This is a genomic window from Streptomyces sp. NPDC002055 (assembly GCF_040296705.1).
Classification (GTDB): domain Bacteria; phylum Actinomycetota; class Actinomycetes; order Streptomycetales; family Streptomycetaceae; genus Streptomyces.
On sequence record NZ_JBEOXS010000013.1, the window covers coordinates 126,484 to 149,473 of the forward strand.

22 protein-coding genes are annotated in these 22,990 nt (G+C 70.5%); 10 read left to right on the plus strand and 12 right to left on the minus strand.

Features of this window, described 5'->3' with window-relative positions:
- Positions 1-123 precede the first annotated feature (123 nt).
- Positions 124-1,317, minus strand: a complete 1,194-nt coding sequence (locus ABT112_RS10775; RefSeq protein WP_351507842.1) for an RtcB family protein — start codon at positions 1,315-1,317, stop codon at positions 124-126.
- A gap of 161 nt (positions 1,318-1,478) precedes the next feature.
- Between ABT112_RS10775 and ABT112_RS10780 the strand changes: the two genes are divergently transcribed.
- The 3 genes from ABT112_RS10780 (at position 1,479) to ABT112_RS10790 (ending at position 5,310) form a co-directional block, all read left to right on the plus strand.
- Positions 1,479-2,543 carry a hypothetical protein gene (locus ABT112_RS10780; RefSeq protein ID WP_351507844.1) on the plus strand — a complete coding sequence of 355 codons (1,065 nt, stop codon included), beginning with the start codon at positions 1,479-1,481 and terminating at the stop codon, positions 2,541-2,543.
- A gap of 27 nt (positions 2,544-2,570) precedes the next feature.
- A complete protein-coding gene (locus tag ABT112_RS10785) occupies positions 2,571-3,425 on the plus strand; it encodes a DUF3558 domain-containing protein (RefSeq protein WP_351507846.1) in 855 nt (284 codons plus the stop codon).
- 307 nt (positions 3,426-3,732) lie between these two features.
- Positions 3,733-5,310 (plus strand): DUF2637 domain-containing protein, encoded by a 1,578-nt coding sequence (locus tag ABT112_RS10790; protein WP_351507848.1) that lies wholly within the window; start codon positions 3,733-3,735, stop codon positions 5,308-5,310.
- Positions 5,311-5,590: 280 nt separating this feature from the next.
- On the opposite strand, the gene lysS is transcribed toward ABT112_RS10790, so the two are convergent.
- Positions 5,591-7,351, minus strand: a complete 1,761-nt coding sequence (lysS, locus tag ABT112_RS10795) for a lysine--tRNA ligase (protein WP_351507920.1) — start codon at positions 7,349-7,351, stop codon at positions 5,591-5,593.
- A gap of 266 nt (positions 7,352-7,617) precedes the next feature.
- On the opposite strand from lysS, the gene argS reads away from it, so the two are divergent.
- Positions 7,618-9,384 (plus strand): arginine--tRNA ligase, encoded by a 1,767-nt coding sequence (gene argS / locus ABT112_RS10800; protein ID WP_351507850.1) that lies wholly within the window; start codon positions 7,618-7,620, stop codon positions 9,382-9,384.
- A gap of 142 nt (positions 9,385-9,526) precedes the next feature.
- Here argS and ABT112_RS10805 read toward each other — a convergent pair whose 3' ends face one another.
- Positions 9,527-10,081, minus strand: coding sequence for a Uma2 family endonuclease (locus ABT112_RS10805; protein ID WP_351507852.1), 555 nt, complete (start codon positions 10,079-10,081; stop codon positions 9,527-9,529).
- Between the two features lie 125 nt (positions 10,082-10,206).
- Positions 10,207-10,629 (minus strand): ATP-binding protein, encoded by a 423-nt coding sequence (locus tag ABT112_RS10810; RefSeq protein ID WP_351507854.1) that lies wholly within the window; start codon positions 10,627-10,629, stop codon positions 10,207-10,209.
- Positions 10,630-10,897: 268 nt separating this feature from the next.
- On the opposite strand from ABT112_RS10810, the gene ABT112_RS10815 reads away from it, so the two are divergent.
- On the plus strand, positions 10,898-11,749 hold the full coding sequence (locus ABT112_RS10815; protein ID WP_351507856.1) for a helix-turn-helix domain-containing protein: 852 nt from the start codon (positions 10,898-10,900) through the stop codon (positions 11,747-11,749).
- 13 nt (positions 11,750-11,762) lie between these two features.
- Positions 11,763-11,969, plus strand: coding sequence for a DUF397 domain-containing protein (locus ABT112_RS10820; RefSeq protein WP_351507858.1), 207 nt, complete (start codon positions 11,763-11,765; stop codon positions 11,967-11,969).
- A gap of 69 nt (positions 11,970-12,038) precedes the next feature.
- Here the strand turns inward: ABT112_RS10820 and ABT112_RS10825 are convergent, their stop codons facing one another.
- From ABT112_RS10825 to ABT112_RS10835, 3 genes are all read right to left on the minus strand, one after another.
- On the minus strand, positions 12,039-13,109 hold the full coding sequence (locus tag ABT112_RS10825) for a hypothetical protein (RefSeq protein WP_502975312.1): 1,071 nt from the start codon (positions 13,107-13,109) through the stop codon (positions 12,039-12,041).
- 23 nt (positions 13,110-13,132) lie between these two features.
- On the minus strand, positions 13,133-13,759 hold the full coding sequence (locus tag ABT112_RS10830; RefSeq protein ID WP_351507862.1) for a hypothetical protein: 627 nt from the start codon (positions 13,757-13,759) through the stop codon (positions 13,133-13,135).
- Positions 13,760-13,923: 164 nt separating this feature from the next.
- On the minus strand, positions 13,924-14,115 hold the full coding sequence (locus ABT112_RS10835; RefSeq protein WP_351507864.1) for a hypothetical protein: 192 nt from the start codon (positions 14,113-14,115) through the stop codon (positions 13,924-13,926).
- Positions 14,116-14,424: 309 nt separating this feature from the next.
- On the opposite strand from ABT112_RS10835, the gene ABT112_RS10840 reads away from it, so the two are divergent.
- Together ABT112_RS10840 and ABT112_RS10845 are read left to right on the plus strand one after the other, a co-directional pair.
- The gene (locus ABT112_RS10840) at positions 14,425-14,622 is read left to right on the plus strand and encodes a DUF397 domain-containing protein (RefSeq protein ID WP_351507866.1); all 198 of its coding nucleotides are present in this window, start codon (positions 14,425-14,427) and stop codon (positions 14,620-14,622) included.
- A 119-nt stretch (positions 14,623-14,741) separates the two neighbouring features.
- Positions 14,742-15,347, plus strand: a complete 606-nt coding sequence (locus ABT112_RS10845) for an AMIN-like domain-containing (lipo)protein (protein WP_351507868.1) — start codon at positions 14,742-14,744, stop codon at positions 15,345-15,347.
- A 110-nt stretch (positions 15,348-15,457) separates the two neighbouring features.
- Here ABT112_RS10845 and hemB read toward each other — a convergent pair whose 3' ends face one another.
- From hemB to ABT112_RS10870, 5 genes are read right to left on the minus strand one after another with little or no spacing between them, the layout of a single operon-like run.
- Positions 15,458-16,453 (minus strand): porphobilinogen synthase, encoded by a 996-nt coding sequence (hemB, locus tag ABT112_RS10850; protein ID WP_351507871.1) that lies wholly within the window; start codon positions 16,451-16,453, stop codon positions 15,458-15,460.
- Entirely contained in the window at positions 16,450-18,108 is a 1,659-nt protein-coding gene (locus tag ABT112_RS10855; RefSeq protein WP_351507873.1) for a bifunctional uroporphyrinogen-III C-methyltransferase/uroporphyrinogen-III synthase, read from the minus strand. Before ABT112_RS10855 ends, hemB begins: the two co-directional genes overlap by 4 nt.
- The gene (gene hemC / locus ABT112_RS10860; RefSeq protein WP_351507874.1) at positions 18,105-19,127 is read right to left on the minus strand and encodes a hydroxymethylbilane synthase; all 1,023 of its coding nucleotides are present in this window, start codon (positions 19,125-19,127) and stop codon (positions 18,105-18,107) included. The genes ABT112_RS10855 and hemC overlap by 4 nt, the downstream gene beginning before the upstream one ends.
- Positions 19,124-20,470: a glutamyl-tRNA reductase gene (locus ABT112_RS10865; RefSeq protein WP_351507876.1), complete on the minus strand. Its 1,347-nt coding sequence runs from the start codon at positions 20,468-20,470 to the stop codon at positions 19,124-19,126. The genes hemC and ABT112_RS10865 overlap by 4 nt, the downstream gene beginning before the upstream one ends.
- The gene (locus ABT112_RS10870; protein WP_351507877.1) at positions 20,467-21,234 is read right to left on the minus strand and encodes a redox-sensing transcriptional repressor Rex; all 768 of its coding nucleotides are present in this window, start codon (positions 21,232-21,234) and stop codon (positions 20,467-20,469) included. The genes ABT112_RS10865 and ABT112_RS10870 overlap by 4 nt, the downstream gene beginning before the upstream one ends.
- Positions 21,235-21,591: 357 nt before the next feature.
- Between ABT112_RS10870 and ABT112_RS10875 the strand changes: the two genes are divergently transcribed.
- Complete coding sequence (locus ABT112_RS10875; protein ID WP_351507879.1) at positions 21,592-21,870, plus strand: glutaredoxin family protein; 279 nt, start codon at positions 21,592-21,594, stop codon at positions 21,868-21,870.
- Positions 21,871-22,010: 140 nt separating this feature from the next.
- Complete coding sequence (locus tag ABT112_RS10880) at positions 22,011-22,952, plus strand: HAD family hydrolase (protein ID WP_351507881.1); 942 nt, start codon at positions 22,011-22,013, stop codon at positions 22,950-22,952.
- Positions 22,953-22,990: the final 38 nt, after the last annotated feature.

Consider the following 22,990-nt stretch of genomic DNA (forward strand, 5'->3'; position numbering starts at 1 on the left):
ACGCCGAGGTGGTCCGGCCGGGCGCCGCCCCTCGCCCGCGCCGAGCGGCGGCGTCGCCACGGGCGGCGGGGGAATGGCTCGCACGGTCTCCTGAGGAGTCCGTGCGAGCTCGGCGCCTCCGCCTCAGCCCTTCACGCAGATGACCTGCTTCAGCTTCGCGACGACCTGCACCAGATCCCGCTGCTGGTCGATGACCTGCTCGATCGGCTTGTACGCGCCGGGGATCTCGTCGACCACCCCCGCGTCCTTCCGGCACTCCACACCCCGCGTCTGCTCCTCCAGGTCCTGCGTGGAGAAGCGCCGCTTCGCGGCGTTCCGGCTCATCCGGCGGCCCGCGCCGTGCGACGCGGAGTTGAACGAGGCGGCGTTCCCCAGGCCCCGCACGATGTACGAGCCGGTGCCCATGGATCCCGGGATGATGCCGTAGTCGCCGGAGCCCGCGCGGATGGCGCCCTTCCGGGTCACCAGCAGGTCCATGCCCTCGTACCGCTCCTCGGCCACGTAGTTGTGGTGGCAGGAGATGACCGGCTCGAAGGCCGGCTTCGCCTTCTTGAACTCCTTGCGGACGACGTCCTGGAAGAGCCCCATCATGATCGCCCGGTTGTGCTTGGCGTACTCCTGCGCCCAGAACAGATCGTGCCGGTACGCCGCCATCTGCGGGGTGTCGGCGACGAAGACGGCGAGGTCGCGGTCGATCAGGCCCTGGTTGTGCGGCAGCTTCTGCGCCTGGCCGATGTGGTACTCCGCCAGCTCCTTGCCGATGTTGCGGGAGCCGGAGTGCAGCATCAGCCAGACGGAACCCTCCTCATCGAGGCAGAACTCCACGAAGTGGTTCCCCGACCCCAGGGTGCCCATCTGCTTGGTCGCCCGCTCCTGACGGAACTTGACCGCCTCCGCCACGCCGTCGAACCGGGACCAGAAGTCGTCCCAGCCCGCCGTGGGGAAGCCGTGCAGCCGGCCCGGGTCCACCGGGGCGTCGTGCATGCCCCGGCCCACCGGGATCACCTGCTCGATCTTCGAGCGGAGCCGGGACAGGTCGCCGGGAAGGTCGTTCGCGGTGAGGGAGGTCTTGACCGCGCTCATGCCGCAGCCGATGTCCACACCCACCGCGGCCGGGCAGACCGCGCCGTGCATCGCGATCACCGAGCCGACCGTGGCGCCCTTGCCGTAGTGCACGTCCGGCATCACGGCGAGGCCCTTGATCCACGGCAGCGTCGCGACGTTCCGCAGTTGCTGCATGGCGCCGTCCTCGACCGTCGACGGATCCGTCCACATCCGGATCGGCACCCGCGCACCCGGCACTTCGGTGTATGCCATGACTTCCCCATTCCCCCGAAAAGCTAAAAAACGCAAAAGCCGGACTTACCGTCCGATACCTGTCGGAGGGACGGCGAGCGCGGCAGCACGTGCGGTACACATTGTGTCCATTGGCCGCGGAACGGCGGCAACCAGTTTTTGCCCGAAGGGAGCCGAGGACCGTGCAGCGAAGGTCGTACGTACCGGGTGCCGTGCTGCTGACGGCCCTGCTCACCGCGGGGCTCACCGGCTGTACGGGCGCCTCGGACGGCGACACCCCCGAGGACTCCAAGCCCGGCGGGCCGTCCGCCTCCGCGCCCGACGCGGAGCCCGGCAGGTACCGGACCCTCCCCGAGCCGTGCGGGGCCGTGGGCACCGGCACACTGCGCGCGATGCTGCCCGGCATCGACGACCTCGCCCAGGAGGAGCGGAAGAAGGCCTACGACGGCCAGGCCGCCGTGACATTCGACACGGACCGCCGCGTCGGCTGCCGCTGGAAGTCCGTCTCGGACGCCGGCACCCGCCACCTCAACATCGACTTCGAGCGGATCGTCTCCTACGACGCCGCCGTCAGCGACGACGACCGCGCCCAGGAGCTCTACGACCGGAAGGCCACCGCGGCGGGCATCCCCGCGGCGTCGCCGTCCGGCGGCCAGAATGCGGAGAGCCAGGACAAGCCGTCCGCCTCCGCCTCCGAGTCCGCCGCCGCGGGCGCCGACAAGGCCGAGGGCGCGAGCAAGAGCTCGGGCTCGGGCTCGGGCTCGGGCTCGGGCTCGGGCAAGAGCTCGGATACGGGCAAGAGTTCGGGCACGGGCAGGACCGGGGGCTCCGGCGGGAGCGGCGCGGCGGCCGACGGGAACGACGCGTCGAAGGGCGCCGTCCGCAAAGACGACGCATCGGCCGAGCCCGGCGCGAAGGACACCGCGAAGCCCGGGGCGAAGGACGAGCCCGGGTCGGGCGGCAAGCCCGGCAGCGGGAGTTCCTCCGCCCCCGCGGACGCCGGCCCCGACACCGCGCCCCGCCCCCTCGACAACCTCGCCGACGTCGCCTACCTCGACGACCGCCTGGCCACCGCCGACTCCGGCGTCCACCGCGACGTCACCGTGGTGTTCCGGGCGTCGAACGTCATCGTCACCGTCGAATACGACCAGTGGTCGGCCACCCAGTCCGACCAGCCCGACAGCCAGGACCTGCAGAGCAAGGCCCAGCGCCTCGCCCAGGAACTGGTCGGGCGCATCAGTGAATAGACCTGTCCCCCGATGAGCGAAGGAATCATGCACAGAACAGGCACGCCACTCGCCCGTCTACTCGCCTGCGCGGCCGTCGTCCCGGTGATGCTCGTCGCCGGCTGCTCCTCGGACTCCGACTCCGGCTCGAAGAACACGGGCTCGGGCGCGTCGAAGTCCTCCGAGCCCAGCGCCGAGCCGTCCGTCGAAGCGGCGAAGTACGCCAAGCTGCCCCAGCCCTGCAAGGCGCTGTCCGAGAAGACCATCAAGGACATCGTCCCGAAGGCCAAGGACGCCGGCGGCACGACGGGCGAGTCCGACGACAGCAACGCCCGGGGCCTGTGCTCCTGGAACGGCCTCGACGGCTTCCAGTACCGCTGGCTCGACGTCGCGCTGCAGCGCTTCGACTCCGACCGGACCCTGGGCAGCGGCGAGAGCCGCGCCGAGGCCTCCTACGCCAAGCAGGTCGACGCCGCGAAGGGTGCCGCCGACGAGAAGGGCTCCAAGGGCCTCAAGAGCGGCACCGCCGCCGGCGTCGGCGACGAGGCGGCCACCTTCCGCTTCGAACTGGAGAAGGACAAGGAGGACTTCCGGAACCAGACCGTCGTGGTCCGGACCGAGAACGTCGTCATCACGCTCAACTACAACGGCGCCGGCTACGAGAGCGGCAAGACGCCGAAGGGCGAGGACCTGCTGAAGGACGCCGAGAAGGCGGCCAAGGAGGTCGTCGCGTCGGTGGCCGAGGCCAACGGCGCCGGCGCCCCGGCCGACTCCGGCAAGGACGACACGGAAAAGGACGACGCGGCGGAGAAGGACGACAAGGGCGACTCCGAGAAGGACGACTCCGAGAAGACCGGAACGGATCCGTCCGCTTCGGACAAGGACGACTCCGACAAGGCTTGAGGTCGGCCGGACCTGAGCCGGACGGGGCCTGAGGTCGACGAGGCCTGAGCCGGACGGGGCCTGAGGTCGTCAGCGCCTGAGGTCGACGAGGCCTGAGGTCGCGACGAGGCCTGACGCCGGCCGGACCGGCTCCGGCAGCGCGGACTCCGAGGGTGCCGGCTCCGGCAGGTCCGGCTCCGGCACCTGAGCCGCATATCACCGAATACGCCGACAGCGGTGCCCGGGTTCCCATGGACCCGGGCACCGCTGTTCGTACGCGTGTGCCAGAGTGTCCGCGCCTGATGCCGACCGTTGGAGGGGATCGCGGGTGGCCGCGACGCAGCTCACACGCACACATCGCATACTGATCGGCGTGGTCGTCGCCGGCGCGATCGTGATCGCGGCCATCGGCTTCGCCGGTTCGTACTCGGCGGTGCGCGAGCTCGCCGCGAAGAAGGGCTTCGGCAGCTTCTCCGCCTTCTTCCCCATCGGCATCGACGCGGGCATCGTCGTCCTGCTGGCCCTGGACCTGCTGCTGACCTGGATCCGCATCCCGTTCCCCCTGCTGCGGCAGACGGCCTGGCTGCTGACCGCCGCGACCATCGCGTTCAACGGCGCGGCCGCCTGGCCGGATCCGCTCGGCGTCGGCATGCACGCGGTGATCCCCGTCCTCTTCGTCGTCGCCGTCGAAGCGGCCCGCCACGCGGTGGGCCGGATCGCCGACATCACCGCCGACCGGCACATGGAGTCGGTCCGCGTCGCCCGCTGGCTACTGGCTTTCCCCTCCACCTTCCGGCTCTGGCGGCGGATGAAGCTGTGGGAGCTGCGCAGCTACGACGAGGTCATCCAGCTCGAACAGGACCGGCTGGTCTACCAGGCCCGGCTCCGCGCCCGCTACGGCCGCTCCTGGCGCCGCAGGGCACCCGTCGAGTCCCTGATGCCGCTCCGGCTCGCGCGCTACGGCGTGCCGCTCTCCCGTACCGGTGCGGCGGGGCTGGCAGCCGCCGGCATCGACCCGGCAGTGCTGTCGGCCGGCGGCCCGTCCGCGGACCGCACCGGGCAGGCCGCGCTGCCGGCGTCCGGGGCCGACGGCCGGCCCGGCGACCCGGAGCGGGCAGGGCGGTCCGGTGGTCCGGAACGGTCGGACGGCCACACCGCGGTGTCCGCGCCGGACGGGACCGACTTCGGCGCGCGGCCGCACCCGCCGGCGCAGGAGGACGGCCGGACGCCCCCGGAGTCCGGGAGTCCGCAGAACGGGCCCGGCGCCGGCCTGTTGACGGACCCGGCATGGGGCGCCGCCCCGCGGGACGAGGCCGTTGTGCCCTCCGGCGAGCAGGTGCCCGAGGGGCCACCGATGCAGCAGGTGACCGTGCCGGTCGCGCCGGGCCGGGTCCGCGCCCTGCGCAACGCCCAGCTCACCGGCTACTCGGCCGGGACCGGCGCCTACCCCGCACCGCACCGGGACGCGCCCCAACGGGACGGGCAGGAACAGGATGGGCAGGAACAGGATGGGCAGGAACAGGACATACGGGGGGACGTACGGGCCGACGTGCCCCGGCCGGAGGTGCCCCCGCGCGAGGCGGCCCAGCCGCGGGACCCGGTGCCCACGCCCGACCACGAGCTGTTCGTCGACCCGTTCGCCGGCACCGGGACCGACGCCGACGACCCGGTCGCCGGTCTGCCCGACGACGTACCGCGCGACGAGGCGTACTTCGCCGCCTACCGCCAGTACGTCGCGGAGAGCGGGGTCTGGCCCGACGCCCGCCAGTTCGGCCGGTACCTTCTGGAGCGGTACCGCGTCCGGGGGCGCAGCGGCGGCCCGCTCAGCGAGAACTACCTGCGGGGCTACACCCGGGAGTTCCGCGACCGGCTGCGGATGGAGATGCAGACCGAACACTCCCCGTGAGCCGACGGGCCCGGAGGACGGGCCCGGAGAGCCTGACCCGACCGGCCGACATCACCACCGCCACCGGCGGTTTCCGGACAGCACGAAGGGCCGCCGCCCCGAGAAGCAATGCCTCGGGTTGACGACCCTCCGACGACTCCACGGCCACGACGCCGAGCGCGGCACCGCACCGCACCGGCGGTACACGTACCGGGCGACACCCACCAGACGACACACGCACCGCCCCCGGCAGTACGCCCGCGCCCCGCCGCCGCTACGCGCCGAGCAGCCTGCGCAACCGTTACGCGCCGAGCAGCTTCCGCACCCGGTCCGCGCCCACCGCCAGCAGCAGCGTGGGCAGCCGCGGCCCGGTGTCCCGTCCGACGAGGAGCTGGTACAGCAGCGCGAAGAACGACCGCTGCGCCACCTTCAGCTCCGGCGTCGGCTTGGCGTCGGGCTCCAGACCGGCCTGCACCTTCGGCACGCCGTAGACCAGCGTGGTCAGGCCGTCCAGCGACCAGTGCTCGTCCAGCCCGTCGAGCAGCAGCCGCAGCGACTCCCGCTCGGTGTCGCCGAGTGCGGACAGCGCCTCGGTGTCCGGCTCGTCCCGGACCCGGGTGCGCTGCTCGGCCGGGACCTGGGTGGTGATCCACCGCTCGGCCCGGTCGAGCCGCGGCCGCGCGTCGTCCAGCGAGCCGACCGGGTTCTCCGGGTCGAGATCGCGCAGGATGCGGAGCGTCTGCTCGTCGTGGCCGGTGGTGATGTCGACCACCGAGGCCAGCGTCCGGTACGGCAGCGGGTGCGGGGTGCGGGGCAGCTCACCCGCGGCCGTGCGGACGGCCCGGCTGTACGCGGCCGCGTCCGCCGGCTGGACGCTCTCGTCCCCGACCTTGCGGTTGAGCGCGTCCCACTCGTCGTACAGCCGCTGGATCTCCTGGTCGAAGGCGATCTTGAAGGACTGGTTCGGCTTCCGGCGGGCGTACAGCCAGCGCAGCAGCGGCGCCTCCATGATCTCCAGCGCGTCGGCCGGGGTCGGCACCCCGCCCTTGGAGCTGGACATCTTCGCCATACCGCTGATGCCCACGAACGCGTACATCGGGCCGATCGGCTGCTCGCCGCCGAAGACCTCCTTGACGATCTGCCCGCCGACCACGTACGAGGAGCCCGGCGAGGAGTGGTCGACACCGGACGGCTCGAACACCACGCCCTCGTAGGCCCAGCGCATCGGCCAGTCGACCTTCCAGACCAGCTTGCCGCGGTTGTGCTCGGAGAGCCGGACCGTCTCGGAGTGACCGCACTGGCAGGTGTAGCTCAGCTCGGTGGTCTCTTCGTCGTAGGCGGTGACCGTGGTCAGGTCGCGGTCGCAGACGGAGCAGTACGGCTTGTACGGGAAGTAGCCCGCCGCCGCCGTGCCGTCGTCCTCGCTCGCCGCGCCGGAGCCCTCGGCCGCGGCCTCGGCGGCAGCGGCGTCGGCCTCGTCGACCTTGCCCTTCTGCTGCTGCGGCTTCTTGCCCTGGGCGCCCTTGGCCTTGTCCTTGTCCTTGTCCTTCGTCCGGTAGCGGTCGAGGACGGCGTCGATCCGCGCACGCTCGCGCATCGCGAACAGGATCTGCTCGCGGTAGGCGCCCGAGGTGTACTGCTCGGTCTGGCTGATCCCGTGGAACTCGATGCCCAGCTCGTCGAGCGCCTTGATCATCGGCGCCTTGAAGTGCTCGGCCCAGGAGGCGTACGGGCTGCCGGGCGGGGCCGGGACGCTGGTCAGCGGCTTGCCGATGTGCTCGGACCAGGACGGGTCGACGCCGGCCGGCACCTTGCGGAACCGGTCGTAGTCGTCCCAGGACAGGATGTGCACACAGTCATGGCCGCGGCGGCGGATCTCGTCGGCGACCAGGTGCGGGGTCATGACCTCGCGGAGGTTGCCGAGGTGGATCGGCCCGGACGGGCTGAGGCCCGAGGCGCAGACGATCGGTTTGCCCGGGGCTCGTCGCTCCGCCTCGGCGATGACCTCGTCCGCGAAACGGGAGACCCAGTCGGCCTCGGTGCTCTGAGCCACGGTTGGCACTTCCTTCTTCCTCTGCTTCCTCATGCTCGAAAGCCTGGCGGACCCATTGTCCCAGACGGCCCGGGACGGGCGGACGGGGTTTTCGCCGGGCGGGGCGGGGCGGTTCCGACCGACGGGGCGGGGCGGTTCCTGCCGGCCGGGCGGCCCGGCCGCCGCCCCGGTCACGGCCCTTCCCGTCGGCCCCGGTTATTGCCTGGCGGGGCGGGGGCGGCAGCGTGGGATACTGGCCGGAATCCCCTTCCCCACGACGGAACGGTACGCACCCCATGGCTTCGGTCCCCTCGCTCGCCGCTACGGTCCACCAGCGCGTCGCGGACGCCCTCTCGGCTGCACTGCCGGAGGCCGGCGCCGCCGACCCGCTGCTGCGACGAAGCGACCGGGCGGATTTCCAGGCCAACGGGGTGCTGGGGCTCGCCAAGAAGCTCAAGGCGAACCCGCGGGAGCTGGCGGCCCAGGTCGTCCAGGGGCTCCCGGCCGACGGCGTCCTCGCCGACGTCGAGGTCTCCGGCCCCGGCTTCCTCAACATCGCGATCACCGACGCGGCGATCGTCTCCACCCTGGCCGCGCGGGCCGCCGACGACCGGCTGGGCGTCCCGTACGCGGAGAACCCGGGCACCACGGTGATCGACTACTCCCAGCCGAACGTGGCCAAGGAGATGCACGTCGGTCACCTCCGCTCCACCGTGATCGGCGACGCGGTCGTGCAGATCCTGGAGCACCGGGGCGAGACCGTGGTCCGGCGCCACCACATCGGCGACTGGGGCACCCAGTTCGGCATGCTCATCCAGTACCTGATCGAGCACCCGCACGAGCTGGACCACGAGTCCGACGCCGCCGACGGCGAGGGCGAGGCGGCCATGTCCCGGCTCAACCGCCTCTACAAGGCCTCGCGCGCGCTCTTCGACTCCGACGAGGAGTTCAAGACCCGCGCCCGGGACCGGGTCGTGGCGCTCCAGTCCGGCGACACCGAGACCCTGGCCCTCTGGCACAAGATCGTCGACGAGTCGAAGATCTACTTCCAGGGCGTCTACAACAAGCTCGACGTCGAGATCGTGGACGAGGACATCGTCGGCGAGAGCGCGTACAACGACGACCTCCAGGCCGTCGTGAAGGACCTCGAGGAGGCGGGCGTCGCCGTCCGCTCCGAGGGCGCGCTCTGCGTCTTCTTCGACGACGTGAAGGGCCCGGACGGCAACCCGACGCCGCTGATCGTCCAGAAGTCCAACGGCGGTTTCGGCTACGCGGCCACCGACCTCGCCGCGATCCGCAACCGCATCGGCACCCTCAAGGCCGACACCCTGCTGTACGTGGTCGACGCCCGCCAGTCGCTGCACTTCCGGATGGTCTTCGAGACCGCCCGCCGGGCCGGCTGGCTGCCGGAGGACACCGCGAAGCAGCTCGCGTTCGGCACCGTGCTCGGCAAGGACGGCAAGCCGTTCAAGACCCGTGAGGGCGAGACGGTCCGGCTGGTCGACCTGCTCGACGAGGCGATCGAGCGGGCCACCGCGGTCGTCCGCGAGAAGAGCGAGAACCTGGGCCTCTCCGAGGAGGAGACCGTCGAGCGCGGCAGCCAGGTCGGCATCGGCGCGGTGAAGTACGCGGACCTGTCGACCTCGATGTCCCGCGACTACATCTTCGACCTGGACCGCATGGTCTCGCTCAACGGCGACACCAGCGTCTACCTCCAATACGCCTACGCCCGGATCCAGTCGATCCTCCGCAAGGCGGGCGACGTCGCCCCGGCCGCCCACCCGGAGCTCCCGCTGGCCCCGGCGGAGCGCGCGCTGGGCCTGCACCTGGACGAGTTCGCCGAGGTGCTGTCCTCCGTCGCCGAGACGTACGAGCCGCACAAGCTGGCCGCGTACCTCTACCAGCTGGCCTCGCACTACACGACGTTCTACGACCAGTGCCCGGTCATCAAGGCGGAGACCCCGGCCATGGTCGAGAACCGCCTGTTCCTCTGCGACCTGACCGCCCGCACGCTGCGCCAGGGCATGTCCCTGCTGGGCATCCGGACGCCCGAGCGGCTCTGACACTGCGCTGCTCTGACGCTGCGCGGACCGACGATCCGTCGACGGAACCCGCCCCTTGGCTCAGGGGGCGGGGTTCCGCGTGTCCGGGGGTGGCGCGTTGGCGCCGAGGGCCGTGTTTGACCCGGCTCGGCGACCAAAAACCTCAGAAGTCGGCCGTGTCGAGAGCCAGACCGAACGGCTGCGGCAGCTGAACCGGCGTACCGAACGGAAACGGCCCCTCCGCCCGTGTGTATCCGAGCTCCCCGGGCTCCGAGAACAGCGTGCACGTCCGTTCCTGCCGGTCCACCAGGAGATACAGCGGAGCCCCGTACTCCGCGTACCGGCGGCGCTTGACCGTACGGTCCGTCTCCGCGTTCGACTCGCTCGTCACCTCGACGATCAGCAGGGTCTGATCGGGCAGCAACGCGCCCCCGCCCTTGGCCACCGACCGCTCCACGACGGCGATGTCCGGCACGTACCAGTTGCTGCTGCCCGGCAGATCAAGATTCCCGGACCCGGCCACACACTTCAGCTCCTGCACCCTGGGCGCGATCTGCAGCCGGACGGCGTCGGCTGCGGCCTCGTGATCCCACGTCGGCGACACCGGCTCGATGACTCCTTCGACGATCTGGGCACGGTCGCCCTTGATGTGCTGAACGGCATACTTCAGGGCGGCTTCCGGATCGACATCCGCATAGTCATGCGACATGGCGCTCATCGGGCGTTCTCCCTCTGCGGTACGGAGCGGCAGCACCGTAGGACGGAAGCTGATGGTCGGGGCTGGAACCGTCCTCTGCATCGTAAGGCCGCAAGGGCACGGCGCTACGGCGAAACGGGTCCGCATCACCCTCCCCCCAGCTCGAACCAGAGCAGCTTGCCGCTGAGCCCGTACGGCGACTCACCCAACGCGAACCCACCCCAGTCGTCGGCACACATCCGCACCAGCGGCAGCCCCCGCCCTCCCTCCTGCTCCGGCCCCGGAGGATCGTAGGCATCGAGCCCGGGCAGCGTGGGATCGGTGTCCCACACGCTGACCCGCAGCAGCTTGCCGTCCTGGCAGATCCGCATCGAGGCGGGCCCGGGCGCATACCGGTGGGCGTTGGTGACGAGCTCCGACGCCAACAGCTCGGCGGTGTCGGCCGGTTCACGGACGTCATAGGCGTCGAGGATCGTTCGCAGGGTACGTCGGGCGATGCGCGGGGCGATGGGGTCGTGCGGGATCTGGAGGGTGTAGTCCCAGTCGGGTCCCTGCGGGGCGCGGATCATGCAACTCTCCTGTGTGCGGGGATGGTTGACCCACGCCAGTCCGGCGCCGTGCGGTGGCTCTACCGCATCTCCCAGGGCATACCTGTGCCAGGGCAGCAGGACAGGGAGGGATACGGTGCACTTCCGGACGGACAGCGACACAACGTGAGTGACGTGCCACACACAGTAGAGGGTTCGGGGGTACCTGTACTCCCAAGTTCGGAAAACTAGTACTCCCTGGATTCTCCGGGTTGACGGCGTCAGACTGTGATCGATCGAGGAGAGGTGCATGCCACCGAGAAGTTCCCCAACACCCCGTCAACAGCGACTCGGGGTCGAGCTCCGCAAGCTGCGAGAACGCGCAGGGCTCTCCCCCACCGAGGCTGCCGCTCTCCTCGGGGTCGACCGCGCCAAGATGAGCAGCATCGAGACGGGGAGGGTTGGGCTCAGCGCGGAGCGGGTCCGCACACTCGCCGGTCACTACTGCTGCACGGACGAACCGCTCATCGCGGCGCTCGCAGCAATGACCGTCGGTCGCATGCGGCACTGGTGGGACGAGTATCGGGGTGTGCTGCCCAACGGTTTCCTCGACCTGGCCGAACTCGAACACCACTCCACCCGGATGCGCACCGCGCAGACAGCCACGCTGCCCGGCCTCCTCCAGACGGCCGACCATGCGCGGGCGATCTTCGCAGAGTCCGTACCGCCCCTACCTGCCCACGAAGTCGAGCACCGCACCTCCCACCGCATCAAGCGCCAGGCGGTTCTGCACGGGGACACCCCCACCCACTATTCGGCGACCATCCATGAAGCCGCTCTGCGCATGCAGTTCGGAGGCGCCGCCACTGCCCGAGCCCAACTCGGACACATCATGGAGATGAGCGAGCGGGACAACATCACCGTGCGGGTCGTTCCGTTCACAGCCGGCGCAATCCCTGCACCCGGCCAGACCATCTTCTATGCGACGGGCTCAGTGCCCCAACTCGACACCGTTCAACTCGATGAGGTGCACGGACCGGTCTTTCTCGACGCCACGGCCCAGCTGGACAAGTACCGCAATATTCTGGACCGGCTGGAGGACCTGGCTCTGAAACCCGATGCATCGCGCGACTTCATCCACGAGATCGCACGAGATCTCTGAAAGGCGAACTGCAATGACGACTCCGAACTGGCAGCAGTCCTCCTACTGTCAGGCTGCGAACAACTGCCTCAACCTCGCCACCGGCCCCGACGGAACCATCCTCCTCCGCGAGAGCGAATCCCCCGACGTGATCGTGACGACCACCCCGGACAAGCTCAAGGCCTTCATACTCGGGGTCAAGGCAGGCGAGTTCGACCACCTCGTGAAGCCGGCGCCCTGAACAGCAGTGCCCCGCCCTCCACGGGCGGGGCAGCGCACATCGTCCGGAGCCTCCGACTGCCCCAAAGGGTCAGCGGTCCACAGCCTGCAGCTCTTGGACGTTCACGTCCTGTGTGGTCTCGAAGGTGCCGTTCGGCAGGTCGCCCTTCGCACCCCCGGACCCTTCCCAGGAGACCTCCCAGGTCACGGATGCCTTCATGGCGTACGGCTTCCCGCTCGTCGCTCGCAGGTACGTGATCCCGCACGGCGGGGTCTTGTCCCCTTGGCCCTTCGTGTACGGGGTCCCGATGCTGCCGTCGTCATTGATCGCGCACTCCCCGGAGGCGGGGTGGAGTTGGGCGTCCTTGGTCCCCGGTTCCAAGTGCAGCCCGACCGGCTTCGCCGTGGTCTCCGCCCACAGTCCGGTACCCGGCAGCTCGGCACGGACCTTGACGTCCTTGAACTTCCCCTTGTCCAGCCACGCCCAGGTGGGCAGGTTCACGGTCGACCGGGCTTTGGGATTCAGTTCGACCTCGGTGTCCGGCACGCGGATCTTGTCGTAGGCGTAGGAGGCAAGGACCTTCGGGGTCGGAGCGTTCTTATCGTCCGGGACCGTACCGGCGTCCTGCCAGAACATGATCCGGCCGCAGTCCCACGCCCTGTCGTCACTCTCGTGACCCTTGCGGACCACGCTCCGCCAGAACATCCCGTCCTTGCCAAGGTTATAGTTCTTGTATCCCTTCCACTTACTGTGAACGGGATCCTTGGCGCTGAAGTTCTCCTGCGGTATGCCCTTGTCATAGTGGTCTACGAAGATTCGATTACTCCACCATTCACGCGGATTCACATATCCACCGTCACCGCCTTTCACAGCGGCCTTGAGCTGCTGGGGCGAGAGGGCCGGCTCGTACCAACAGGCCGGGGGCTCCCAGTTGATGTCGGCAGGGGCGAGCTCACCCACACGTTTGGACGTCCCGTTTCCTGAGTTCTTCACCACGATGCTCGAACGAGAGACCGACGCCATCAGGCTCCGACTGCCCGAGCCGCCCCCGACGGAGTCCTGTGGCTTGCTTGGACCCTTGTCGCCGTCCTCTCCCCACGCATACGCCAAATCATGCGCCATGACAGGCACTACGAGAGACAGCATCAGGACCATCGTCATCCGGCGCCACAGAACATGCGCCATCAGCAGCCCCCTCGCTCCGTCTCGGAATGAGTGGTCACCCATACACCATTGCGATGCTTAGCCAGCGTGGTCCGGTACTGGACATGTGGATTCACATTGGAAGGAGTTCCCGTACGCTTACCAGTCTTCCGATCCTTCGTGTATCCACGACTCTCGTCAACGCAATAGAAGAGGATCCCGAACCCTTCGCTGCTGATGCGCACCTGGGGGTTGAACACCCGGGCCTTTCCGACGAGCGTCACGTCATCGTCCACGTACCCCTTGACGTATTCGTGGGACGTCTTGCGCGCCTTGGGGGCATTATAGAATTTGACAGCTTCGGAGTTGAGATCCTTTTCGATGATCGCGGCGTGGTCGGCCCGCAGCTCTTCCTTCCCGTCGTCGAGGATCGCCTGAAGCTTCGGATCGCCATTCGTCCAATTCTCGAAGTTCATCTGAAAGCTCTTCGGGAGCTTGACTTCCGGACGGTCGACACCAGCGGACGGCGACGCGCTCGGCTTGCCAGGCCCTTCCTCAGCCCCACTGATCTTGCCGTCCTTTGGTCTGCTCTCACTACCCCCGCAGGCCGTCAGCACCATGGCAGCGGCAATCGCGGTAGCGGCGACGGTCAGGCGTCGGGCAGTCAAGAGCTTCCCCTCCAGAACAGTGACAAGGAGTACCCACAGTAGTACGGCACGGAGTGAACCATCGAGCGGGATAAGCGAGGCCCAACTCACGGGTGATGCGTGGCGATTCCTTCGAAAGGAACCACATAGTGCGCAATTCTCCCGGAACGCGGACATGTGAAGCGTCAACTTCGGTGAAACTCAACACCAGTTGCACCGAACCGGGTGGCGGGAGGGAATCCGACCGTCCCCTTGCCCGGCACCAGCAACAACTCCGCGTTGTTCAAGCGCGCATCAGGCTTCTTGGCGGGCTTGCGGAAGCTGACCTGGGCACAGTCGCGATCCACGTCCCGCTCGATGCGTCCGCTGCTCAGCACTGAGCGATCCCAGACCTGGCTTCACTCACTGCACGACCTCACACTGTGAGAAGCGCGGAAGGCATCGGCCTCAGCGCCCACGACGGCCCGCCTAACCCTGTGGAACACGGAACAACCGTGTTCCACTTCCCCACCAACCGGGGCACCCGTTCCCCATCCCGCGCCCTGCCCCTCCGCGGACAGGTGTCGGAGCAGTGTTCGGACGGCTCTCCCGGCAGATGTCGACCGGACTCAAAGCCTTCGGCGCGAACACTCACCACCGCGTCCCCACCTGGCTGCTCACGCCCTCATCACGAAAGCGAGAAAACGATGCCCACACCCCACTGGCAAACCTCCTCCCTCTGCCAAGGCGCAAGCAACTGCCTCGGCCTCGCCCTCGGCCCCGACGGAACGGTCCTCCTCCGCGAGAGCGCGGAGCCCGACGTGATCGTCACGACCACCCCCGACAAGCTCCGAGCCTTCATCCTCGGCATCAAGGCAGGAGAGTTCGACCACCTCATCTCGTGACCGAAACTCCCAGCACCCCCCAGATCCGGCCAAATCCCCCCACCCGAACAACCATCCGGCGAATCCGGCCGTCCAACCCGGCGACACCGCATCCGATCGATTTCCAGGGGGGAAACATCATGCGACGTTGGGGTACCGCGGCGGCCGCGCTCGTGCTCGCCGCCGCCGGACTGACGGCAACGGCCGCCTCGGCGACCGCTGCCACGGCCACGGCCACGGCCACGGCCACGAAGGCGAACACCCGGGCCGAGGCCTGCGCCACCGCCTGGGGCAGCGGCGACAAGACCGCGGACGTGACCGCGTACACGCCGCTGACGAACATCAGGACCGGCCGGCACGACTGCTACGACCGGATGGTCATCGACACCCGCGCCGCGGGCGGCAACAAGGTCGGCTACCAGGTGCGGTACGTCGACAAGGTCTACCAGGACGGCTCCGGCACGGCGATCCCCGTCGGCGGCGGCGCCGTCCTCGAAGTCCGGGTGGCCGCGCCGAGCTACGACCCCGAGACGGGCGCGGCGACGTACCCCGGACGCGCCGGCAAGCCGCTGCCCGGCGTGAACATCAGCGGCTACCGGACGTTCAAGGACACCCGGTTCGTCGGCAGCTTCGAGGGCGACACCCAGATCGGCCTCGGCGTCCGCGCCCGCCTGCCGTTCCGCGTGCTCCAGCTCCCCGACCGCCTGGTGATCGACGTGGCCCACACCTGGTCCACCGCGCGCTGACCGAAAGCACCTCCGCACGGCCCATGACGACGGCGGCGCCCCGTACCGAGTACGGAGGCGCCGCCGTCGTTCACAAGCCCGTTCACATCCCGCGATCCTGGCCGGGAGAACTACTCCCCGCCCTGCAACCGCCGCGCGACCTCCGTCGCCCAGTACGTCAGGATCGTGCCCGCGCCCGCGCGCTTGATCCCGGTCAGGGTCTCCATGATCGCGCGGTCCCGCTCGATCCAGCCCTTCTCGGCCGCGGCCTCGATCATCGCGTACTCGCCGGAGATCTGGTACGCGGAGACCGGCACGTCCACCGTGTCGGCGATCTGCCGCAGGATGTCCAGGTAGGGCAGCGCCGGCTTCACCATCACCATGTCGGCGCCCTCTTCGAGGTCGAGCGCCAGCTCCCGCAGCGACTCCCGCGCGTTGGCCGGGTCCTGCTGGTACGTCTTCCGGTCGCCCTTCAGCGACGAGGCGACGGCCTCGCGGAACGGCCCGTAGAACGCCGAGGTGTACTTCGCGGTGTAGGCGAGGATCGCGACGTCCTGGTGCCCGGTGCCGTCCAGCGCCTCGCGGATCACCCCGACCTGGCCGTCCATCATGCCGCTCGGGCCCACCACATGGACGCCCGCGTCCGCCTGCACCCGCGCCATCTCGGCGTAGCGCTCCAGCGTCGCGTCGTTGTCGACCCGGCCGTCGTCGTCCAGCACGCCGCAGTGGCCGTGGTCGGTGTACTCGTCCAGGCACAGGTCGGACATGACGACGAGGTCGTCGCCGACCTCGGCCTTCACGTCCCGGATGGCGACCTGGAGGATCCCGTTCGGGTCCGTGCCCTGGCTGCCGACCGCGTCCTTGACCTCCGGGATGCCGAACAGCATGAGCCCGCCGACCCCGGCCTCGACCGCCTCCGCGGCGGCCTTCCGCAGGGTGTTGCGGGTGTGCTGCACGACGCCCGGCATCGCCGAGATCGGCACCGGCGCGCTGATGCCCTCCCGCACGAAGGCGGGAAGGATCAGCTCGGCCGGGTGCAGCCGGGTCTCGGCGACCATCCGTCGCATGGCCGGGGTGGTACGGAGCCGTCGGGGACGGGCCCCGGGAAAGCGTCCGTAAACACTCACGTGCGCCTCCTGCGCGATCCGGGCCGGCGCTCGCTCGGCCTGGTGACGTGTTCGCCCGCCTCGACGGCGGCGTCCCGGCGCTGGGCGCCGAAGTCCGCGAGCGCCTCGGCCAGCTTGTGCACCGACGGCTCGGGCGACAGGACGTCCACGCGCAGGCCGTGCTCCTCCGCGGTCTTCGCGGTGGCCGGGCCGATGCAGGCGATGACGGTGACGTTGTGCGGCTTGCCGGCGATGCCGACGAGGTTCCGCACCGTGGAGGACGAGGTGAACAGGACCGCGTCGAACCCGCCGCCCTTGATCGCCTCACGGGTCTCGGCCGGCGGCGGCGAGGCGCGCACGGTCCGGTAGGCCGTGACGTCGTCCACCTCCCAGCCCAGCTCGATCAGACCGGCCACCAGGGTCTCGGTGGCGATGTCGGCGCGCGGCAGGAACACCCGGTCGATCGGGTCGAAGACCGGGTCGTACGGCGGCCAGTCCTCCAGCAGGCCTGCCGCCGACTGCTCGCCGCTGGGCACCAGATCCGGCTTCACACCGAAGTCGACCAGCGCCTTGGCGGTCTGCTCGCCCACGGCCGCGACCTTGATCCCGGCGAAGGCGCGGGCGTCGAGCCCGTACTCCTCGAACTTCTCCCGGACGGCCTTCACCGCGTTGACCGAGGTGAAGGCGATCCACTCGTAGCGGCCGGTGACCAGGCCCTTGACCGCGCGCTCCATCTGCTGCGGGGTGCGCGGCGGCTCGACGGCGATGGTGGGCACCTCGTGCGGCACCGCGCCGTAGCTGCGCAGCTGGTCGGAGAGCGAGGCCGCCTGCTCCTTGGTCCGCGGGACCAGGACCTTCCAGCCGAACAGCGGCTTCGACTCGAACCAGGAGAGCTGGTCGCGCCGTTCCGCGGCACTGTGCTCGCCGACGACGGCTATCACGGACTGCCCGCCGTCCGGCGACGGCAGCACCTTCGCGGACTTCAGCACCTGGGCGACCGTGCCCAGCGTGGCGGTCCAGGTGCGCTGCCGGGTGGTCGTGCCGGCGACGGTGACCGTCATCGGGGTGTCCGGCTTCCGCCCGGCGGCGACGAGTTCACCGGCGGCCGAGGCGACCGAGTCCAGCGTGGTCGAGACGACGGCGGTGGCGTCGCTGGTGCCGACCTCGCTCCAGGACCGGTCGGTGGCGGTCCGGGCGTCCAGGAAGCGGACGTCGGCGCCCGTCCCGTTGCGCAGCGGCACACCGGCGTACGCGGGTACACCCACCGCGGTCGCCACGCCGGGCACCACCTCGAACGGAATGTTCTCGGCGGCGCAGGCCAGCATCTCGGCGGCGGCGTCGCAGTCCATGCCGGGGTCGCCCGCGACCGCCCGCACGACCCGCTTGCCGCCCCGTGCGGCCCCCATGACAAGATTGGCGGCATCCCCTGAGGCGGGCTCCGTCGCAGGGGCTGACGACGCGTCATGCCCCGCTTGCGGGATGTCCACCCCTGCCCTGGCGTGCGTACGCACCACGTCGAGCACCTGGGGATCGGCGACCAGGGTGTCCGCGGTCGCCAGCGCCTCGACGGCGCGCAGCGTCAGCAGTCCCGGATCTCCGGGTCCGGCACCGAGGAAGGTGACGTGACCGAGACCAGCCTGTGGTGCTCGTTGGATCTTTGCGGCAGTGGGGCTCAAAGTGCTCGCTCCCCCATCAGACCGGCCGCACCCTTGGCGAGCAGTTCGGCGGCGAGTTCACTGCCGAGCTGCAGGGCGTCGTCGTGAGACGCGGGTACGGGAGCGGTGGTGGACAGCTGCACCAGCGTCTTGCCGTCGGTCGTGCCGACGACGCCGCGCAGGCGCATTTCGGTGACAACCTGCCCGTCGGCCAGAAGGTCGGCCAGCGCCCCCACAGGTGCGCTGCAGCCGGCCTCCAGGGCGGCGAGCAGGGATCGCTCGGCGGTCACGGCGGCCCGGGTGTACGGGTCGTCGAGCTCGGCGAGCCGGGCGGCGAGGCCCGCGTCGGACGCGGAACACTCGACCGCCAGTGCCCCCTGGCCGGGGGCGGGCAGGACGTTGTCGACGGGCAGCTTCTCAGTCGCCTCGTCGATACGGCCGATCCGGGTGAGCCCGGCGGCGGCGAGGACGACGCCGTCCAGCTTGCCGGAGCGCACGTATCCGATACGGGTGTCGACGTTGCCGCGTATCGGAACGGTTTCTATGTCGCGGCCCAGGGTGCGGGCCCACGCGTTGAGCTGCGCCATCCGGCGCGGGGAGCCGGTGCCGATGCGGACCGGAGCCTTCCGGGCCTCGTCCGCCAGCTGCTCGAAGGTGAGGCCGTCGCGGGCGACGAGGGCGTCCCGCGGGTCCTCGCGCGGCGGCACGGCGGCGACCACGAGCTCCTCGGGCTGCGTGGTCGGCAGGTCCTTGAGCGAGTGCACGGCGAAGTCGATCTCGCCGCGCAGCAGCGCGTCGCGCAGCGCGGTCACGAAGACCCCGGTGCCGCCGATCTGCGCCAGCTGCTCCCGGGAGGTGTCGCCGTACGTGGTGATCTCGACCAGCTCGACCGGGCGTCCGGTGAGCCGGCGGACGGCGTCCGCGACCTGCCCGGACTGGGCCATGGCCAGGGTGGAGCGGCGGGTGCCCAGGCGCAGCGGACCGCTGCCGGAGCCGGCCGCTTCGCGCGCGGTGGTGGCGGGGGTGGTGGTGTCGTTCATGCCCGCTCCTGCCCGGGGTCGGTGCTGTCGGCCCGGCTGACGGCGGCGACCGCCTGCGGGTCGAGGTCGAAGAGTTCCCGCAGCGCGTCCGCGTACCCGGCGCCGCCGGGCTCGCCCGCGAGCTGCTTGACCCGCACGGTGGGCGCGTGCAGCAGCTTGTCGACGACGCGGCGCACGGTCTGGGTGATCTCGGCGCGCTGCTTGTCGTCCAGTCCGGGGAGGCGGCCGTCGAGGCGGGCGATCTCGCTCGCGACGACGTCGGCGGCCATGGTCCGCAGGGCGACGACGGTGGGGGTGATGTGGGCGGCACGCTGAGCGGCGCCGAACGCGGCGACTTCCTCGGAGACGATGCCCCGGACCCGGTCCACATCGGCGGCCATGGGAGCGTCGGCGGAGGCCTCGGCGAGGGTTTCTATGTCCACCAGCCGGACGCCGTCGACGCGGTGCGCCGCCGGGTCGATGTCGCGCGGCATCGCCAGGTCGAGCAGGAAGCTCTCCCCGGCGCGCTCCGCGACCGCGGTGGCCACGGCCTCGCCGGTGAGCACCAGCCCGGTCGCGCCGGTGCAGGAGACGGTGAGGTCGGCGCGGGACAGCTCGCCGGGGACCTCGTCCATCGGTACGGCGCGCGCCGTGAGGCCGGGACCGGTCTGGTCGGCGAGCGCGGCGGCCAGCCGCTCGGCGCGGTCGATCGTTCGGTTGGCGATCACCAGTTCCACGACGCCCGCGCGGGCGAGCGTGGTCGCGGCCAGCGAGGACATCGATCCGGCGCCGATCACCAGGGCGCGCTTGCCGGACGCCCACGGCTCGACGGGGCCGCCCGCGGCGAGCTGTTCGAGACCGAAGGTGACCAACGACTGGCCGGCCCGGTCGATCCCGGTCTCGCTGTGCGCCCGCTTGCCGACCCGCAGCGCCTGCTGGAACAGGTCGTTCAGCAGCCGCCCGGCGCTGTGCAGCTCCTGGCCGAGCGCGAGGGCGTCCTTCATCTGGCCGAGGATCTGGCCCTCGCCGACGACCATCGAGTCCAGGCCGCAGGCCACCGAGAACAGGTGGTGGACGGCCCGGTCCTCGTAGTGCACGTAGAGGTACGGGGTGAGCTCGTCGATGCCGACCCCGCAGTGCACGGAGAGCAGCGTGGACAGCTCGGCGACACCGGCGTGGAACTTGTCCACGTCGGCGTAGAGCTCGATGCGGTTGCAGGTGGCGAGCACCGCGGCCTCGGCCGCCGGCTCGGCGGCGAGGGTGTCCTGCAGCAGCTTGGCCTGCGTGTCGGCGGCGAGGGCGGCCCGCTCCAGCACGCTCACCGGCGCGCTGCGGTGGCTCAGCCCGACGACCAGAAGACTCATGCCGGCATCACGGCGGGCACGTCCCCGTCGGGCCCCTTCCGGCCCCCGTCGGCTCCGGCGCGCAGCGGCGGCGGCGCCACGGCGCCCTCGTGCGCACCGTCCTCGCCGGCCTTCCGCTGCTCGTGGAAGGCGAGGATCTGGAGTTCGATCGAGAGGTCGACCTTGCGGACGTCCACCCCGTCCGGCACCGACAGCACGGTGGGGGCGAAGTTGAGGATGGAGGTCACGCCGGCGGTGACGAGCCGGTCGCAGACCTGCTGGGCGGCGCCGGCCGGGGTGGCGATGACCCCGATGGAGACGCCGTTGTCGTTGATGATCGCTTCGAGCTCGTCGGTGTGGCGGACGGGCAGCCCGGCGATCGGCTTGCCGGCCATGGCCGGATCGGCGTCGATCAGCGCGGCGACCCGGAAGCCGCGGGAGGCGAAGCCGCCGTAGCCCGCGAGGGCGGCGCCGAGGTTACCGATACCGACGATCACGACCGGCCAGTCCTGGGTCAGGCCGAGCTCGCGCGAGATCTGGTAGACGAGGTACTCGACGTCGTAGCCGACACCACGCGTGCCGTACGAGCCGAGGTAGGAGAAGTCCTTGCGGAGCTTGGCGGAGTTCACCCCGGCCGCGGTCGCGAGCTCCTCCGACGAGACCGTCGGAACCGAACGCTCGGACAGCGCCGTCAGCGCACGCAGATACAGCGGAAGCCGGGCGACGGTGGCCTCGGGAATCCCTCGGCTACGGGTCGCCGGTCGGTGAGTTCGGCCAGTTGCCACGGTGCTCCTGCGGGTAGAGCGGGGCTGCAGGCGGCCACACGTCCCAGGGCCACCCCGTCGACAGCAGGCTATGTCTTTGTGAACGCGTGCACAAAGATGGTGTCCGCTTTGTCCGACCAAAGTGACCGGGGTCACGCGTATCGATCGCATGATCGCGGAACCGCCCACAATGCGGATCTCCCCCGGTCGCCGCCGGGAGAGGACCCCCACCCCCGGCCGCCGGGACGGACCCGCGGCCGGCAGGGGTGCGTGGCCACGTTCCCTACGACTTCGCCCCCGAACCACCCGAATCGTCCATGCCGCCATCCAACCGGAGGCCGCTCCCCGGCGCACGTCCGCGCGCTGCACAATGCAGTCATGAGCCCGCTGCTGCGCCGCACGCCCCGCAAGAACCCCGCCGACTGCACCGTCACCCTGATCGGCAAACCGGGCTGCCACCTCTGCGACGACGCCCGGGAGGTGATCTCTTCCGTCTGCACCGAGCTGGGGGCGGCCTGGGAGGAGAAGGACATCACCGAGGACGCGGACCTGCACCGCAAGTACTGGGAGCAGATCCCGGTCGTCCTCGTCGACGGCGCCCAGCACGACTTCTGGCGGGTCGACCCGAAGCGGCTGCGCACGGCCCTGGGCGGCTGAGGCCCGTCCGGCGACGGCTGCCGGTGGTCACACACCGGCACAGCGGACACACGGACCGGAAACAGAAACGCCGCAGGAAGTTCACGCGCCCGAATCCTCCCGACTCCGGTTTGGGGGAGGTCACTGGCTATGCTCACGTCATGGCCGCACTGGGATGGCTCACACCGCGAAGGCGCTCCGCCACGGCACGCAGCGTGCTGGCAGGCGAAGCGGCTGCCGAGGCAGCCCGCAAGTCCTCGCTCGACGCCGCGCGGGACGCCGGGAGCGAGAGCGCCGAGGCCGCCGGCGAGCCGGAGTTCCCCGTCGCGGGGGACCACCTGGCCGCCGCCTTCTTCGACCTCGACAACACCGTCATGCAGGGCGCGGCCCTCTTCCACTTCGGCCGCGGCCTCTACAAGCGACGCTTCTTCCAGAAGCGCGAACTGGCCCGTTTCGCCTGGCAGCAGGCGTGGTTCCGGCTGGCGGGCGTGGAGGACCCGGCGCACATGGAGGACGCCCGCAACAGCGCGCTGTCCATCGTGAAGGGCCACCGGGTCTCCGAGCTCATGGAGATGGGCGAGGAGATCTACGACGAGTACATGGCGGAGCGGATCTGGCCGGGCACCCGCGCCCTCGCCCAGGCCCACCTCGACGCGGGCCAGAAGGTCTGGCTGGTCACCGCCGCCCCGGTGGAGACCGCGACGATCATCGCCCGCCGGCTCGGCCTGACCGGCGCGCTGGGCACCGTCGCCGAGTCCCTCGACGGCATCTACACCGGCAAGCTCGTCGGCGAACCGCTGCACGGCCCCGCGAAGGCCGAGGCGGTACGGGCCCTGGCCGGCGCGGAGGGGCTCGACCTCTCGCGCTGCGCCGCGTACAGCGACTCCGCCAACGACATCCCGATGCTGTCGATCGTCGGGCACCCGTACGCGATCAACCCGGACACGCGGTTGCGCAAGCACGCCCGCGAGCACGGCTGGCGGCTGCGCGACTACCGCACGGGCCGCAAGGCGGCGAAGGTCGGCATCCCGGCCGCCGCCGGAGTCGGTGCGCTGGCCGGCGGAGCGGCCGCCGCGGTCGCCCTCCAGCGCCGCCGCCGCTGACGCACCCTCTTCGCACCCCGCCGCCGGTCCCCGACCGC